Annotated in this window: 16 protein-coding genes and 1 tRNA gene; 15 read left to right on the top strand and 2 right to left on the bottom strand. The window is 70.9% G+C overall.

All coding sequences use genetic code 11. The features are described 5' to 3' along the window. Positions 1–144: 144 nt before the first annotated feature. Positions 145–1,164: a glutathione S-transferase C-terminal domain-containing protein gene (locus AB0C15_RS23145; protein ID WP_357355054.1), complete on the bottom strand. Its 1,020-nt coding sequence runs from the start codon at positions 1,162–1,164 to the stop codon at positions 145–147. Between the two features lie 85 nt (positions 1,165–1,249). On the opposite strand from AB0C15_RS23145, the gene AB0C15_RS23140 reads away from it, so the two are divergent. From AB0C15_RS23140 to AB0C15_RS23095, 10 genes are all read left to right on the top strand, one after another. Beyond that, a complete protein-coding gene (locus AB0C15_RS23140) occupies positions 1,250–1,678 on the top strand; it encodes an ester cyclase (protein WP_357355052.1) in 429 nt (142 codons plus the stop codon). Positions 1,679–1,762: 84 nt separating this feature from the next. Continuing rightward, on the top strand, positions 1,763–2,374 hold the full coding sequence (locus AB0C15_RS23135; RefSeq protein ID WP_357355050.1) for an NADH-quinone oxidoreductase subunit I: 612 nt from the start codon (positions 1,763–1,765) through the stop codon (positions 2,372–2,374). Between the two features lie 25 nt (positions 2,375–2,399). After that, a complete protein-coding gene (locus AB0C15_RS23130) occupies positions 2,400–2,960 on the top strand; it encodes an NADH-quinone oxidoreductase subunit J (RefSeq protein WP_357355048.1) in 561 nt (186 codons plus the stop codon). Beyond that, positions 2,957–3,319, top strand: coding sequence for an NADH-quinone oxidoreductase subunit NuoK (gene nuoK / locus AB0C15_RS23125; RefSeq protein ID WP_357355046.1), 363 nt, complete (start codon positions 2,957–2,959; stop codon positions 3,317–3,319). Before AB0C15_RS23130 ends, nuoK begins: the two co-directional genes overlap by 4 nt. Then, entirely contained in the window at positions 3,316–5,247 is a 1,932-nt protein-coding gene (locus AB0C15_RS23120; RefSeq protein WP_357355044.1) for an NADH-quinone oxidoreductase subunit L, read from the top strand. The genes nuoK and AB0C15_RS23120 overlap by 4 nt, the downstream gene beginning before the upstream one ends. Next, entirely contained in the window at positions 5,244–6,752 is a 1,509-nt protein-coding gene (locus tag AB0C15_RS23115; protein WP_357355042.1) for an NADH-quinone oxidoreductase subunit M, read from the top strand. The genes AB0C15_RS23120 and AB0C15_RS23115 overlap by 4 nt, the downstream gene beginning before the upstream one ends. Beyond that, the gene (locus AB0C15_RS23110) at positions 6,749–8,236 is read left to right on the top strand and encodes a proton-conducting transporter membrane subunit (RefSeq protein WP_357355040.1); all 1,488 of its coding nucleotides are present in this window, start codon (positions 6,749–6,751) and stop codon (positions 8,234–8,236) included. Before AB0C15_RS23115 ends, AB0C15_RS23110 begins: the two co-directional genes overlap by 4 nt. A 110-nt stretch (positions 8,237–8,346) precedes the next feature. Further along, positions 8,347–9,222, top strand: coding sequence for a zinc metalloprotease HtpX (htpX, locus tag AB0C15_RS23105; RefSeq protein ID WP_357355039.1), 876 nt, complete (start codon positions 8,347–8,349; stop codon positions 9,220–9,222). 136 nt (positions 9,223–9,358) lie between these two features. Beyond that, on the top strand, positions 9,359–10,618 hold the full coding sequence (locus AB0C15_RS23100; protein ID WP_357355037.1) for an MFS transporter: 1,260 nt from the start codon (positions 9,359–9,361) through the stop codon (positions 10,616–10,618). Between the two features lie 236 nt (positions 10,619–10,854). Then, on the top strand, positions 10,855–11,547 hold the full coding sequence (locus AB0C15_RS23095; protein WP_357355035.1) for a DUF1028 domain-containing protein: 693 nt from the start codon (positions 10,855–10,857) through the stop codon (positions 11,545–11,547). Positions 11,548–11,645: 98 nt separating this feature from the next. On the opposite strand, the gene AB0C15_RS23090 is transcribed toward AB0C15_RS23095, so the two are convergent. Further along, positions 11,646–12,140 carry a YajQ family cyclic di-GMP-binding protein gene (locus AB0C15_RS23090; RefSeq protein WP_124774541.1) on the bottom strand — a complete coding sequence of 165 codons (495 nt, stop codon included), beginning with the start codon at positions 12,138–12,140 and terminating at the stop codon, positions 11,646–11,648. A gap of 147 nt (positions 12,141–12,287) precedes the next feature. On the opposite strand from AB0C15_RS23090, the gene AB0C15_RS23085 reads away from it, so the two are divergent. The 5 genes from AB0C15_RS23085 (at position 12,288) to AB0C15_RS23065 (ending at position 14,994) form a co-directional block, all read left to right on the top strand. Further along, a tRNA-Tyr gene (locus tag AB0C15_RS23085) sits at positions 12,288–12,371 on the top strand. A 608-nt stretch (positions 12,372–12,979) separates the two neighbouring features. Beyond that, entirely contained in the window at positions 12,980–13,213 is a 234-nt protein-coding gene (locus AB0C15_RS23080) for a hypothetical protein (RefSeq protein WP_357355033.1), read from the top strand. 562 nt (positions 13,214–13,775) lie between these two features. Further along, positions 13,776–14,039 (top strand): hypothetical protein, encoded by a 264-nt coding sequence (locus AB0C15_RS23075; protein WP_357355031.1) that lies wholly within the window; start codon positions 13,776–13,778, stop codon positions 14,037–14,039. 30 nt (positions 14,040–14,069) lie between these two features. Beyond that, complete coding sequence (locus tag AB0C15_RS23070; protein ID WP_357355029.1) at positions 14,070–14,483, top strand: hypothetical protein; 414 nt, start codon at positions 14,070–14,072, stop codon at positions 14,481–14,483. 7 nt (positions 14,484–14,490) lie between these two features. Beyond that, a complete protein-coding gene (locus tag AB0C15_RS23065; protein ID WP_357355027.1) occupies positions 14,491–14,994 on the top strand; it encodes a DUF4265 domain-containing protein in 504 nt (167 codons plus the stop codon). Positions 14,995–15,481: the final 487 nt, after the last annotated feature.

Here is a 15,481-nt window from a genome sequence, read left to right as displayed (position 1 = left end):
GGGCGTCACTGGCCCGCGATCTTGCACTTTCTGTGCCGGCATAAGGGGCGTAGCACTCTAATCGGCAACCGAAACTGCAAGATCGCGCAGGCTGGGGCGGGCGGGCGGGCGGGCAGGCGGGCAGGCGGGTTCGGCGGGGCCGGGTCAGCGCAGCGGGGTGTGTTTCGGGTCTACCGGTTCGGCGGGGGGTGGGGGCGGGGTGCCGTCGCCGAAGGGGCGGCCACCGAGTGCTTCACGGCCGTGTGGGGTGAGCCAGTTGGACAGGTCGGGGCCGAGCGGAACGATTCCGGTCGGGTTGATGTCGCGGTGCACCTCGTAGTAGTGCCGCTTGATGTGGTCGAAGTCGATGGTGTCGCCGAGACCGGGGGTCTGGAACAGGTCCCGGGCGTACGCCCACAGCACCGGCATCTCGCTCAGCTTCTGCCGGTTGCACTTGAAATGACCGTGGTAGACGGGGTCGAAGCGGACCAGTGTGGTGAACAGCCGCACGTCGGCTTCGGTGATGGTGTCGCCGACCAGGTAGCGCTGGTCGGTCAGCCGCTCGGTGAGCCAGTTCAGTCGGTCGAAGAGCCGGTGGTACGCCTTGTCGTAGGCTTCCTGGCTGCCGGCGAACCCGCACCGGTACACGCCGTTGTTGACGTCCCGGAACACCACGTCGTTGACCTCGTCGATCTGCTCGCGCAGGTGCTCGGGGTAGAGCTGCGGTGCGCCCTCACGGTGGTACGCGCCCCACTGCGTGGACAGGTCCAGGCTCATCTGCGCGTAGTCGTTCGTCACCACCTGCCCGGTCGGCACGTCGACGATCGCCGGCACGGTGATGCCGCGTTCGTAGCCGGGGAAGCGCTTGAAGTACGCCTCCTGGATGCGCTCGATGCCGAGTACCGGGTCCCGACCGTCGGGGTCGAGGTCGAAGGTCCAGCTCCGGGCGTCGTGGGTCGGGCCGGCGACGGCCATCGAGATGGCGTCCTCGAGACCGAGCAACCGCCGTACGATGATCAGACGGTTGGCCCAGGGGCAGGCCCGGCTCACCGCCAGTCGGTACCGACCCGGCTCGACGGGGTAGCCGTCCCGCCCGTCCTCGGTGATCCGGGTGGCGATGTACCGCTGGTCGCGGGTGAACTCGCCGCCTGGCTCGACGTACTTGCCGCCTTTTTCCTCGCCCACGTCACCCTCCCGGTCTGGGTCAGTGTGTCTCTACCCCATCCTCACGGATCTACGGCTCGACAGCGGCCCCGGATACCCTGCCGGCATGACGGATGTGGAGGCGGCGGCCCGGCGGTTCATCGCGGACGTGTGGAATGCCCGCCTGGAGGAGTCGGCGTACGAGCTGGTCGCCGAGGAGTGCCCGGGGCTGGGTGGCACCGGGCCGGAGGCGACGCTTGCCTGGCACCGTGAGCGTCGGGCGGCCTTCCCGGACCTGCGCTACAAGATCGTCGACGTGGTCGCGGCCGGTGAGCGGGTGGCCGTGCACTGGCGGGCCGCCGGCACCCACGTCGGGCAGTTCGGGCCGGTGCCGCCGACCGGTCAGGTGGTCAGCTACTCGGGGGCGACGTTCCTGCGCTTCGACGCGGCGGGCCGGATCGTCGAGGTGTGGAGTTGCACCGAGTTGTTCCAGTTGCTGCAACAACTCGGCGTCGAGATGCTCCCCCCGACCGTCGTGGGCGGACCCGGGGCGTGAGCGGGCCGATCGGCGGGTGACAGGTGGGCCCTGGGATCGTGGACCTGTGGGTGGTGGTCGCGCGCGCCGGGGCCACAGGGCAGGATGGTCGACATGAGCGACCCCAGCGAGCGCGGTGACACCGGCGAGCGCGGCCTTCCCGGCGCGGGCCTGGTGAAGGGGCTGGCGGTCACCCTCAAGACGATGACCAGCCGCTCGACCACCCAGCAGTACCCGGACGTCGCCCCCGACCTGCCGCCCCGCTCGCGCGGCGTGATCGCGTTGTCCGAGGAGAACTGCACGGTCTGCATGCTCTGCGCCCGCGAGTGTCCGGACTGGTGCATCTACATCGACTCGCACAAGGAGGAGGTGGCGGTGCCCGGCGCCGCCCGCCCCCGGCAGCGCAACGTGCTCGACAAGTTCGACATCGACTTCTCGCTCTGCATGTACTGCGGCATCTGCATCGAGGTCTGCCCGTTCGACGCGCTCTACTGGTCGCCGGAGTTCGAGTACGCCGAGTACGACATCAAGGACCTGCTGCACGACAAGGACCACCTCGGTCAGTGGATGGCCACCGTTCCGCCGCCGCCGGCGCACGACCCGAACGGCGAGCCGGCCAAGGAGGAGACCTCCGCCGCGCGCAAGGTGGCCGCCGCCCGTCCCGCTCCGCCTGCGGTACGCCCCGAGCCCGACGCCGACCCGGGTGCCGCGTCGTGAGCACCCCGGTCGAGAGGGCGGCGTGGTGACCGGCGCGGACGTGCTGCTGCTCGCCCTCGGCGCGGTGGCGGTCGGCGCCGGTGTGCTGGTGGTGACCACGAAACATCTGGTCCGGGCCGGGCTCTATCTGGTGGTGTGCCTGGGCGCGTTGGCCGGTGACTTCCTGGTGCTCGGTGCCGAGTTGGTGGCCTGGGTCCAGGTGTTGATCTACGTGGGCGCGGTGGTGGTCCTGCTGCTGTTCGCGGTGATGCTGACCCGGGCACCGATCGGGGCCTCCGACGACCTGGACCGACCCGGTTGGCCGGCCGCCCTGATCGGTGGCGGTGCCGGGCTGGGGCTGACCGTCCTGCTCGTCGACGCGTACCGCTGGAGCACCGTCACACTGCCCGCCGCTGGCACCGCCGAGCGGCTGGGTGAGCAGATCTTCCAGTCCTGGGTGCTGCCGTTCGAGGTGCTCTCGGTGCTGCTGCTGTCCGCGCTCGTCGGTGCGATCGTGCTGTCCCGCCCGGACATCGGCCGAGCCGCCCCGCAACGCGACGGCACGGCAGGCGACCTGGTCGACAGCGAGCCCGGGGGGCGTCGGTGAGGCCGGTCATCCCGTACGTCACCGCCGCGCTGCTGTTCGGCCTCGGCGTGTACGGCGTACTGCGCCGCCGCAACGCGGTGCTGGTGCTGATGTCTGTCGAGCTGATGCTCAACGCGGTCAACCTGATCCTGGTCACCGCGGACACCACCGCACGCGCCGTGCTCCCGCACTCGGGGCAGGTCTTCGCGCTGTTCGTCATCGTCCTCGCCGCCGCCGAGATCGGGGTGGGGCTGGCGATCGTCCTTCAGCTCTACCGGCTGCGGGCCACCGTCGCCGTTGACGACGTGCCGTTGACCGAACCGCCGGGTCCCGTCGACGGGCGCGAGCCGGCCGCCCTGGACGCGGAGGCGGGCCGGTGACCGGGCTGCTCGGGGCGCTGCTTCCCGCCGTACCCCTGGTCGCCGGGTTGCTCGGGCTGCTGCTGCCGCCGGCCCCTCGACGCGACGGCGCGACCGGCGGCGACCGGGCCCGGACGACCGCCGTGACGCTCGGCGTCACCGGCGCGGCCGGAGCGTTGGCGCTTGCCGTCGCGCTGCTGCTCACTGTCGACGGGCCGACGGAGACGTCGCGCACCTGGGTCGACGTCGGCGGGCTCGCGGTGACCCTCGGCGTACGGCTGGACGGGGCCGCCGCGCTCGTCGCCGTCGCGGTCACCGCTGTCGCCCTGGCCGTGCAGGTCTACTCGATCGGCTACCTGCGGCGTGGTCCGCACGACGACGTCGACGTGGACCACCGCTACCCGCCCTACGCCGCCCAGATCAGCCTCTTCACCGGGGCCATGCTGCTGGTGGTGGTGGCCGGTGACCTGATCATGTTGTTGGTCGGCTGGGAGGTGATGGGCCTCTGCTCGTACCTGCTCATCGCCCATGACCGCCGACTGGCCGGCGCTCCCGCCGCGGCCATGAAGGCGTTCCTGGTGACCCGGGTCGGTGACGTCGGGTTCCTGCTCGGCATCGCGCTGCTCGGTGTGTCGACGGGCAGCTTCCGGATCGCCGACGTGCTCGCCCACGACCACTCCACCGCCACGTTGACCGCCGCCGGCCTGTTGCTGCTCGCCGGGGTGGCCGGCAAGAGCGCGCAGTTCCCGCTGCACACCTGGCTGCCGGACGCGATGGCCGGCCCGACGCCGATCTCCGCGCTTATCCACGCCGCGACGATGGTCGCCGCCGGGGTGTACGCGGTGGCCCGGCTCTACCCGCTGTTCACTGCCGCGCCGGTGACGCTGACCGTGCTGGGGGTGCTCGGCGCGATCACGCTGCTGCTCGGCGCGCTCGCCGCCACCGCACAGGACGACATCAAGCGCGTGCTGGCCTGGTCGACGGTGTCCCAGTTGGGCTACATGACCGGCGCGCTCGCGGTCGGCTCACCGGCGGCGGCGCTGTTCCACCTGCTCACCCACGCCGCGTTCAAGGCGCTGCTGTTCCTCGCCGCGGGTGCGGTGATCCACGCCGTGGGCACCACCCTGATGTCGGAGATGGGTGGGCTGCGGCGCAGCATGCCGGTGACGTTCTGGTGCACCGTGGTGGGCCTGGGCGCGTTGGCCGGGGTGCCGCCGTTGGCAGGTTTCTGGAGCAAGGACGGCGTCCTCACGGTGGCCGAGTCCGCCGCCCTGGAAGGCACCGGCCCGGCGCCGTCGTGGGTGGGCTGGATCGTCTGGGTCGCCGGGTTGGTCGGCGTGGCGATCACCGCCTGGTACGCCGGCCGGCTGCTGCTGCGCACCTTCTTCGGCGCTCCGCGCCTGCCCCTGCTCCGGCCGCACGACCCGCCGGCGGTGCTGCGCTGGCCGGTGGTGCTGCTGGCCGTGCCGGCCGCGCTGCTCGGTCTGGCCGGGTTCGCCGGGGCGTTCGCCGACCGCCTGCGGTTCCCCACCGTGCCGGTGGCGGGCTCCGAGGACGGCCTGGCCCACCTGGGGTCCGGGGTGCTGCTGCCGCTGGCGTTGCTGCTGGTCGGTGCGGCGCTGGTCACGCTGGGGTGGCGGCGTGACCCGTCCGCCGACCCGGCGGCCGCGCTGGGTCCGCTGCGGCCGGTCTTCGCCCGCGCGTTCCGGCTCGACGACGTCCAGCACACCCTTGTCGTACGACCGGTCCGCGCCCTTGCCCGCGCCGCGCGCAACGGTGACGAGGTGGTGGTGGACGGGGCCGTCGAGGGCAGCGGGCGAGCCGCTTCCGGTCTGGGTGCGGGGCTGGCCGCGCTGCACCGCGCGGCGCTGCCCCGGGCCGCCGCAGGTGTGCTGGCCGGCGCGTTGCTGATCGGCCTGGCCGCCGCCCTGGTTGGAGTCAACCGATGACGTTCGGGCAGGGGTTGCTGGTTGCGGCGCTTGCGGTGCCGGCGCTGGGTGCGGTCGCGGTGGCGGCGACGCCCCGGGACCGGGCGGCCCGGCTGGTCGGCACGGTCGCGGCGGCGCTGACCCTGCTGGCCGCGGTGGCGCTGCTGTTCGGCCGCCCAGACGATTACATCGGGTGGGGCGACGACCCTGCGGTCCGTCCGTGGCTGGAACTGGACAGATCCTGGGTGCCGGGTCTGGAGTTGCGCTTCCACCTTGGTGTCGACGGCATCTCCTGGCCGCTCGTGGTGCTGACCGCGCTGCTCACGTTGCTCTGCTGCGCGTACACGATGTGGCGGGTGCCGGACGGCGGCAGCGGCCGGGCGCTCGTGGCGCTGCTGCTGGTGGTCGAGGTGGGCATCCTGGGCACCTTCCTCGCCCTGGACCTGGTGCTGTTCTTCCTCTTCTTCGAGGTCGTCCTGCTGCCGATGTACGCGATCATCGCCGGTTGGGGTGGGGCGGACAGGCGTCGGGCGGCCCGCAAGTTCGCCCTCTACACGCTCTTCGGCTCGGTGCTGCTGCTCGTCGGCGTGTACGTCGTGGTCGCCGCCGCCGGCACCGCCGACCTGGTGACGCTCACCGGTGGCGCGGGGATGTCCCGGGGCACCCAGTTGGCCGCGTTCACCCTGCTCGCGGTGGCGTTCGCGGTGAAGAGCCCGCTGTGGCCGCTGCACTCCTGGCTGCCCGACGCGCACACCCAGGCCCCCACGGTCGGCAGTGTGGTGTTGGCGGGTGTGCTGCTCAAGATGGGCACGTACGGCCTGATCCGGGTCGCGGTGGGGGTGGCACCGGAGGGCGCCCGGTGGGCGGCGCCGGTGCTCGGCGTGCTCGCCGTCGCCGCGATCCTGATCGGTTCGCTCGTCTGCCTGGCCCAGACCGACGTGAAGCGGCTGATCGCGTACTCGAGCGTGGGGCACATGGGCTTCGTGCTGCTTGGCGTCGCCACGCTCACCACCGTCGGCATCCAGGCGGCGCTTATCGGCAACGTCGCGCACGGGGTGATCACCGGGCTGCTGTTCTTCCTGGCCGGGGCAGTGAAGGACCGGACCGGCACGGGCACCCTCGCCGAGTTGTCCGGGCTGCGCGAGACCGCGCCCCGGTTGGCGGGTCTGCTGGCGTTCGCGGCGATCGCCTCGCTGGGCCTGCCCGGGTTGGCCGGCTTCTGGGGCGAGGCGTTCGCGGTGATCGCCGCCGTGCAGGTGGGCGGCCCGCTCTGGACCACCCTCGGGGTGCTGGCCGCGGTCGGTGCGGCGCTCACCGCCGCGTACTTCCTGCGCCTGCTGCGCCAGGTCACCCACAACCGTCCGAGCCCCGCCGTCGCGCCTGTCGGCCCCGGCCTGGCCGGCGCGGAGTTGACCGCGTGGGTGCCGCTGGTGCTGCTCGCGCTGGCGATCGGGCTGGCGCCAGCGCTGGTCCTCGGCGTTGCCGAGGCCCCCGTCGACGCCCTGATCGAGGTGGTCGGACCATGACCGGCGTGCAGAGCGTGGACAGCGTCGCGCTGCTGCCGGCCTACCTGGCCGCCGGCACGGCCGTGCTCGTGCTCATCACCGATCTGCTCGTGGCTCGGCCCCGGGCCACCGTCGCGGTGGCCGCGCTCGGCGCTCTCGCGACCGCCGTGGGGTCCGCGTTGGTCGGGGCGGGCGCGGAGCGTCGGACGTTCTGCGTGGGTGCCGACTGCTCGTGGATCTTCGGTGGTCGCGCTGCCCTGGTCGGCGCGGTGGTCGCGCTGCTCACCCTCGGGGTGCTCGGGCTGTCGGTGCCCGCGCTCCGGGCGGGGCGGTCGCCGGTGGGGGAGTACTGCTTCCTGCTGGCCTGCTCGATGACCGGAGGCGTGGTGCTCGGTGCCGCCGGTGACCTGATCACCCTGATCGTCGCCCTGGAGGCGCTGACCCTGCCGCTGTACGTGCTTGTCGGCCTGCGCCGGGGGAGCCTCGCGAGTGCCGAAGCGGCGTTGACGTTCTTCGTGGTCAGCGTGGTGGCGACCACGCTGACCCTGCTCGGTGCGGCGTTGCTGTACGCGGTGACAGGCGGTCTGCACCTCGGCCGGCTCGGCACGTTGCTCGCCGAGCAGCCGGAGCTACGGGACCTGCCGTTGACCACCGCCGCGGTGGCGGTGCTGCTCGTCGGCCTGGCCTTCAAGGTGGCGGCGGTGCCGTTCCACGCCTGGGCGCCGGCCACCTACGACGGTGCGCCGCTGCCGGTGGCCGCGTACCTGTCCACGGCGTCGAAGCTGGGCGGCCTGGTCGCCCTGCTCGTCGTGGTGCAGCGGGCGTTGCCGGCGGACCAGACCGGGCCGGTGCTCGCCCTGCTCGCCGTGCTCACCATGACCGTCGGCAATCTGGTCGCCCTGCGTCAGCGGCGGACCGTCCGGCTGCTCGCCTGGTCGTCAGTCGCGCAGGCCGGGTACATCCTCGCCCCACTGGGGGCGTTGGCGCTCGCCGCCGGGCGCACCGACGAGGCGAGGTCCGCCGCGTACGCGGCCGCCGTGGCGTACGCCGTCTTCTTCGTGGTGTTGGAGCTGGCCGCCTTCGCCGGAGTGACGGCCCTGCGGCCGACGGGGGCGGACGGCGGCACGCTCGACGACCTGCGTGGGGCGGCCCGCCGGCACCCGTGGCGGGCAGCGGCGTTCGGTCTCGCGCTGGTGGGGCTGGCTGGCCTGCCGCCGGGGCTGGCTGGCCTGTTCGCGAAGGTGACGGTGGTACGGGCACTGCTTGACGGTGGCGCGGCCTGGCTGGCGCTTGTGGTGGCGCTGAACGCGGTGATCGGGCTGGCCTACTACCTACGGGTGACCGCCGCGCTCTGGGCGCCGAATCCCGTCGGCATCCCGAACGTCGGTGGCGCTGCGGCCGTACCCCTGGTGGGGGTGGTGGCGGTGGTGCTGGCGGTGGCGACGGTGGCCGCCGTGGTGCTCGGTGTCGCCCCGCAGTTGGTGCTCGACCTGGCCGGCCGCTGACCTGCGGTGCAGTCTCAGTCAACTCTCAGCGTTGTAACGGATGGTTGGCGGGTACCGGGTTGTTGAACCGGTCAGCGGATCCCGGCGATCCGTGCACCGAAGGAGACATCGTGCACCACAACCGTCTGAAGACCGCAGCGCTGCTAGGCCTGCTCAGCGCCCTGATCCTGGCGGTGGGCTACTGGTTCGGCGGCAGCGGCGGCCTGGTCATCGCCGTCGTCATCTCGCTGGTCATGAACGGCGTTTCCTACTTCTACTCCGACAAGCTCGCACTGCGCTCGATGGGGGCCCAACCGGTCACCGAGGCGCAGTTCCCCGAGTTGTACCGAATGGTTCGGGAGCTCGCGACCGACGCCCGGCAACCGATGCCGCGGCTCTACGTCAGCCCGACCGCGCAGCCAAACGCGTTCGCGACGGGTCGTAACCCGCAACACGCGGCCGTCTGCGTGACCCAGGGCATCACCGAGATCCTCGACTACCGCGAGCTGCGCGGCGTGATCGGGCACGAGCTGTCCCACGTCTACAACCGGGACATTCTGATCTCCAGCGTGGCGGCCGGCCTGGCCAGCATCATCACCCTGCTGGCGAACCTCGCCTTCTTCATCCCGATCGGCGGCGGGGACGACGAGGACCGCCCGAACCCGGCTGTGCTGCTGCTCACCCTGATCCTGGGCCCGATCGCGGCCACGGTGATCCAGTTGGCGATCAGCCGGAGCCGCGAGTTCCAGGCGGACGCCTCAGGCGCCGAGTTGAGCCGCGACCCGCTGGCCCTCGCCAGCGCGCTCCGCAAGATCGACGCGGTGGCCCGGCGCCGGCCTCTCCCGGCCCAGGGGCAGCTCACCAGCACCGCGCACCTCATGATCGCCAACCCGTTCCGGGGTGGCGGCGTGGCAGCGCTCTTCTCCACGCACCCCAAGATGGAGGACCGCGTCGCCCGGCTGGAGCAGATGGCCCGCAACGCGGGGCCGGTGCAGTTCCAGCGCTGACCCACTGATCCACCGCCTCCGCCCGTGTCCGGCCGCGCCGGATACGGGCGGAGTGCCGTAAATCCGCTGTCTGCCGGCCGTGCGGTGGCGTTAGGGTCGTAATGGCTCACGCTCATTACACCCCCGGAGGTTCCTGGTGACCGCGCTGCGTCAGTACCTGGGCATCTGGCGGATCCCCGGCGCGCCCATGCTGCTGGTCACCGGCATCATCGGGCGGCTCGGCATCGGCATGACGCCACTGGCGCTGCTCCTGGTGGTCGAGCAGGTGACCGGGCGCTACTCGCTTGCCGCCATCGCGGGCGGCATCTACGCCCTCGCCGGCGCCGCGCTCAGCCCGATCGCCGGACGGATCGCCGACCGGGTCGGCCCCAGCCCGGTCCTGCTGCTCAGCGCCGTCGCCCACCCGCTGGCGCTCATCGGGTTGCTGCTGGCCAGCCGCTCCGGCGACGACGCACTCGGAGTCATCTACCTCGCCTCCGGTGTGGCCGGTGCCACCTACCCACCGCTCACCGCCGCCATCCGCGGCGCCTGGAACGACCTGACCAGCCCCGACTCCGGCCGATACCCGCTCCGCAACACCGCGCTGGCCGCCGAGACCACGCTCTTCGAAATCGTCTTCGTCGTCGGCCCACTGCTCGTCGCCGGCTTCGTCCTCGTCGCCGACGCGGCGGCCGCGCTCGTCGGTGCCGCCGTGGTCACCCTGGCCGGCACCTCCGCCGTGGCCCTCGGCCGGGTCATGCGCGGCTGGCGACCACACCCCCGGGAACACCATGCCCGCGGGCTCGGCCCACTGCGGGTCCCCGGCTTCCCGGCCCTGCTGATCTGCGTGGCCGGCCTGGGCATCGCGTTCGGCGCCGCCGGGGTGATCGTGCCGGCGTTCGCGAGCGACCACACCACCGACGACCCGGAGAGCCTCGCCGGCGTCCTGCTCGCCGTCTGGGGAGTCGGCAGCGCCATCGGCGGGCTCTGGTTCGGCGTCCGCAGGCCGGCACCGAACATGACCCGGCAGTTCGCCCTGCTGCTCGGCGCGCTGGCCGCCACCTTCGCCGTCTTCGCGGTGATGCCCACCCCACTGGCACTCGGCGTCGCGCTCGTCGCTGGCGGAGCCACCATCGCGCCCGCGCTGACCCTGGAGAACACCCTGGTCGGCCGGATCGCCCCCACCGGCATGCTGAACGAGGCGTACACCTGGGTGGTCACCGTCGCGGTGGCGTCCAGCGCGGCCGGCGGCTCGGTGGCCGGCGTGATCGTGGACCACGCCGGTGGCGTCCGCTGGGCGTTCCTGTTCGCCGGGGCGGCGGTCGCCGTCGGGGCCGCGGTCGCTGCACTACCCGCCGGGCCGATCGCCCGCGCGGAAACCACAGCGGTACGCACGGAGCAACCCGTCCCCGCCTGACCGGCGGTCACTCGTCGGGGCCTGTTTTTCCGTGCGGTCTTGGTCTGCTCGCCGGCCGTGCGGGCTTGGTCCGTTGGCCGGCCGTGCGGGCTTGATCCACTCGGGTTTCTTGAAGTCGGGCAGTCCCTGCGGGGCGGATACGCCGATTTCAAGGAACCCGGGGAGGCCGCCGTGGACGGGTACGGTCAACCACCGGCTCCGGGCATGTCGGAAGGAGGCCTGGGTACCTCCCGGGCGTGACCTTCTCGATCGCCGCACGGTGCCGGCGTACCGGCCAGCTGGGGGTGGGAGCCCTGACAGCCAGACCAGCGGTCGGCAAGGTCGTCGCACACGTCCAGTCGGGCGGGGGTGCGGTGGCGACGCAGGCCACTCCCAACCCGTTCCTCGCCTATGACGGTCTGCCGCTGCTCGATGAGGGCCGCTCGCCGCAGGACGTCCTGACCGAACTGCTGGCCCACGACCCGGGTCGGGAGGTGCGGCAGGTCGGCATGGTCGACTGCCACGGCCGCTCGTACGCCTTCACCGGCTCCCGCATGAAGGGCTGGGCGGGGCACCACACCGGGCCGGGTTACGCCGTGCAGGGCAACCGCCTGGTGGGCCCGCAGACCCTCGCGGAGATCGTCCGCGTGTTCGAGGAGAGTGGGGACCTCGACCTGGCCGAGCGGCTCGTGCTGGCCATCGGGGCAGGCGAGGAGGCCGGTGGTGACCGGCACGGCGCCCGGTCGGCGACCGTCACCGTGATCGGCGATGAGCCGTACCCGCTCTGGGACGTGCGGGTCGACGACTCCGAGCATCCGGCGCGGGAACTGCGCCGGCTGCACGGCGTCTTTCGGGAAGAGGTGCTGCCGACCATCCGAGGAATGCCGACCCGCGACGACCCCATGGGCGAAGCCGCCCGGCAGGCGCTCGCGACGAAGCGCTCTGCGTAGGCGTCAGATGCATGCCGGTCCGGCTTTCGGTCCCGCCTCAGCCAGCTCCGGTGCCTACCCAGCTGGTCAGCGTCGGCTTGAGAGCGGCGGTCGTCGCCTTACCTGTAGTTGTTGAACTGAAGGGCGACGCCGAAGTCCTCGCCCTTCAACAGCGAGATGACGGCCTGCAGGTCGTCGCGCTTCTTGCCGGTCACCCGCAGCTGGTCGCCCTGGATCTGCGCCTGCACGCCCTTGGGGCCCTCGTCGCGGATCTTCTTGCTGATGGCCTTGGCCTTGTCCGTCTCGATGCCCTGAATCACCTTGCAGTCGATCTTGAAGATCTTGCCCGACGGGCGAGGCTCACCAGCGTCCAGCGACTTCAGCGAGATGTTCCGCTTGACGAGCTTCTCCTTGAACACGTCCAGCGCGGCGCGGACCCGCTCCTCGGTCTCCGCCTGAAGGCCGATCGCCTCCTCACCGGACCAGGAGATCTCAGCGCCGGTGCCGCGGAAGTCGAACCGCGTCGCGAGCTCCTTCTCCGCCTGCCGAAGAGCGTTGTCGACCTCCTGGCGGTCAACCTTGCTCACGATGTCGAAGGACGGGTTCGCTGCCATGTTTCTGCTCCTGCTGTCCGGCGGTCTGGGCCTGCCGTCGGCCGCCGACCAGCGACACGACCCCCTGACGGTACCCGGTTGCGTCGGCACCGGGGGGAGCCGCTATTCTTGCTTCCGCCGCCGCGTTACGACGCGGTGGGGTGCCCTGGCGGGTTGCCCGAGCGGCCAATGGGAGCGGACTGTAAATCCGTCGCGAAAGCTTCAGAGGTTCGAATCCTCTACCCGCCACCAGGGAACGGCAAGGCCCTTGACCAGCGGGAACGTTGGTCAAGGGCCTTCGTTGTCTTTCCTGATATTTGACCTTGGAGAGCCGCTGCTGTCCCTCTCATCGGGCACGTAGCGGGCACGGAGTCGACAGGTGGGGGCGAGGAATGTCGTCGGAGGGTGCGGAGACCCGACGTCGTCGTTGGGCCCTGACAGGCGGGTTGGGAGTCCTGCTTGCGCTCGTGATCGCTCTACCTGGGTCGATCCAAGACAGTTGGAGCATCAAGGATCGAATCTGGCCGCCCGCCACGCCATCGCCCGAGTTGACCTTTAGTCCTGATCCCGGTAGTTCCCCGGCTGTAGTCCGGCCCGCGTCGACTGAGTCCCCCCCATCCTCGCCTTCTAGCCCAACGGTGCCGCCCACAAGCCGAACACCAGGCCGCGAAGCAAGACTTACCCCTAGTGCTGCCGCCCCGGCTACAAGCGAAAGCTCGGCCGTTCCGACGGCCGAACAGTTGCAGGCTTGTATCGAGCGGACCAGGAGCCGTGAATCCGTTGACCATTTCAACGAGGAACTTCGTGGCCGCTGGGGGGACCGTGTTCGGGGTACCGTATCCACGCCTACCCGTCCCTACATGCTCTGGCTCTTTGACGGCGGCTGTAAGTTCTACAAGAAGCTTTCTCTTTCGCCGGGGGAAGCACGTAGCTTCGACGCGCATTTGGGTCAGATTTACGCCTTCACTGATGCGTCCTTGCAGCAGCCAGCCAGAAGCTGCCAGGAGGAAGATTGTATGGTCTTCGATCTTACGATGAGCGATGACACCCTGTCCTTCAACGGCAATGCGCGACTTGAATACAGCGTGGGCTAGATGAAGGAGTGTGGGGAGCCGAGGCGGCATCTCTGAGGAGGGCCGGGGTTCGGGGCGGAGCCTCGAGGTCTTCCGATCCTGTGACACCCAAGCATGGTCGGCCGGCACGGCCGATGCCGCCCGGAGGCGCCAGCAGGCCGGAGCCGGGCCGCCTTGGCCCGCTTGCGGTCCGCCCTGATTCTGGTAAAGGCAATTCGGGGCAACCGGCCCGTCCTACCTCGTTCCGGCAAGGGTGGCCTCATGGCCGCCCGCCTTCGCGCCAGCCGCAGGGCGGGTTGGTGGGCGCTGCTGGAACCCTAGCGGAGCGCAACGGACCATGCTTAGGCATGCGGCGCATGCGGCCCTTTAGATCCGCCTTGAGGACACCTCGAAAGTTGCGCACGTTCTATCGCTTCTTAACAATCGGTAGGTCCTGAACACCGTTCCGGCGGCTCCGTTCATTCGAGAGAGGCTCTGCTGTCGTTACCTGCCCGCCGGGTTCACGCCGTTCCACGTCGCGCAGGGCACGCCCACCGCCCGAACCGTCGTGCAGTTCCAGGCTCTGGGCGAAAACGCGGGTGTCATGGACATCGCCGTCCTTGACGGTTCCCCGAGCAAGCGGGCCGGCTGGCGCGCCGACCGCACCATGGCCGGCCGCCCCGCACAGTGCACCGACCTCGTCGACGGCTACCGGTGCGCGGTCGACTTCGGCGAGTTCACCGTCGACGTCGGCAGCGGGACCGTGCCGCGCGCGGAGCTAGCGAAGGTCGTTGCCAGCATGAGCTTCGCGGTCTGGGGAGATCCGGCCACCTGGTACGACATCGACGCCGCGATCCCCGGCCGGTGAGAAGCCGCGAAGGACCGGCAGGATGGCCCGGTGGAGCGGGACACCCTGATCGTCCTTCTCGGCGCGGAGGACGGCGACGTCTACGAGTCGTGTCGCGACGCTCTGCGAGCGGGCTACGACTTCAAGGTCTTCGACAGGGCGGCACCGGTCGAGGCGCTGCTCAGCACCTACCGGCGTCGAGAGCGTCATACCCGTAGGCGCGGCATCCGGACGCTCGGGTTCGCCCAGGCGGTGGATCGGCTGGTCTCGGCCGAAGAACTGGGGGAGTTGCTGCTCGGTCAGGTCGGCGGCACCGGATCACCCTGGTTCTACCAGTTCTTCCTCGGACCTGACGCCTCCCGCCTCGTCGCCTGCCTCGCGGTCGGTCAGGACGGGACGGCGCTGCACGCGCGTAGCCACCGCGGTGCTGTCCGGTGGGGGTGCGCTCGGCCTCCCAGTGAATGATGCGGGCATGTCCTCACCCGCACCGGATCGTGACCTGACTGCCGGAAACGACTTCATCAAAATCTGGTTCAAGTTCGTTCCGCGGGAAGGCTGGCTTCCTTACGACAGCGAGGGCTTGTGGGCTGTCGCTACGGGCCCGGACACGGCTCGCGTCTGCAACGCTCCCTTCCTTAAGGACGGCATCGCTGAAGGAGACGTCGTGCGCTTCACGGTGGGATCGGACGGCCTTCGGTGGGCATCCGGGCGGGTCGAGGCATCGGGCAACTGCACGGTGAGGATCCTGCCGAACCCCCGGGGCCCTCTCGGGCCGAGCGCCCAAGCTGTCCACGACCGGCTGGTGCCCTTCGGCATCGGCGGCGAGACGTTCAGCAATGACCTTCCTCTTGTCGCCTTCACCGTGCCGGCGAATGCGGATCTCCCTGCTGTGAAAGCGACCCTGCAACGGGGCGAGGCGGAGGGCTGGTGGAACTTCGAGGTCGGCTGTGCGACCGACGAGTGGAAAGCAGCCTGAACACGGGGCGTCGTTGCCGTGGGCGTGGGCGGTGCCAGGCAGGGGGCGGCGCCGAGGATCGATGGCATGGGGCAGCTCAGTTTCGGAGCGGGCGAAGCGCACGCTGGCCGCAGCCTTCCCGTGACACTCCGTCAGAGTGTCGTCGCGGCGTTGGCGGGACCGACGCACCGGGCTGTTCAGCCGATCGTCGGCGCAGGCAGTGATCGGTGAGTCCGTTTCGGCCCACTGGACGTCGGTCCGCTGCGCGGCCGGACGAGTGCCTGCGTCGGCGACGGGCGAGTCGACCCGGCGGGCGGACGACCATCGACGGCGTCAGGATGCAATCCATCTGCGTGCGATCGCGGCACGGGAACGTCCTGCCGGAGATCTTCTCCGCCGAGGCGCCTGCCTCCCAGCCGCCGTGGTGACTCCGAGTCCACCCCGCCGATGCGTCGCGAACGCTACAGAACCTCGAGCCATCCCCCTCGGGCAGTGATAATCGAGAAGC

This window comes from Micromonospora sp. NPDC048835 (genome assembly GCF_040649995.1).
Lineage (GTDB): Bacteria > Actinomycetota > Actinomycetes > Mycobacteriales > Micromonosporaceae > Micromonospora.
This window is presented reverse-complemented; position numbering and strand designations above follow the sequence as displayed.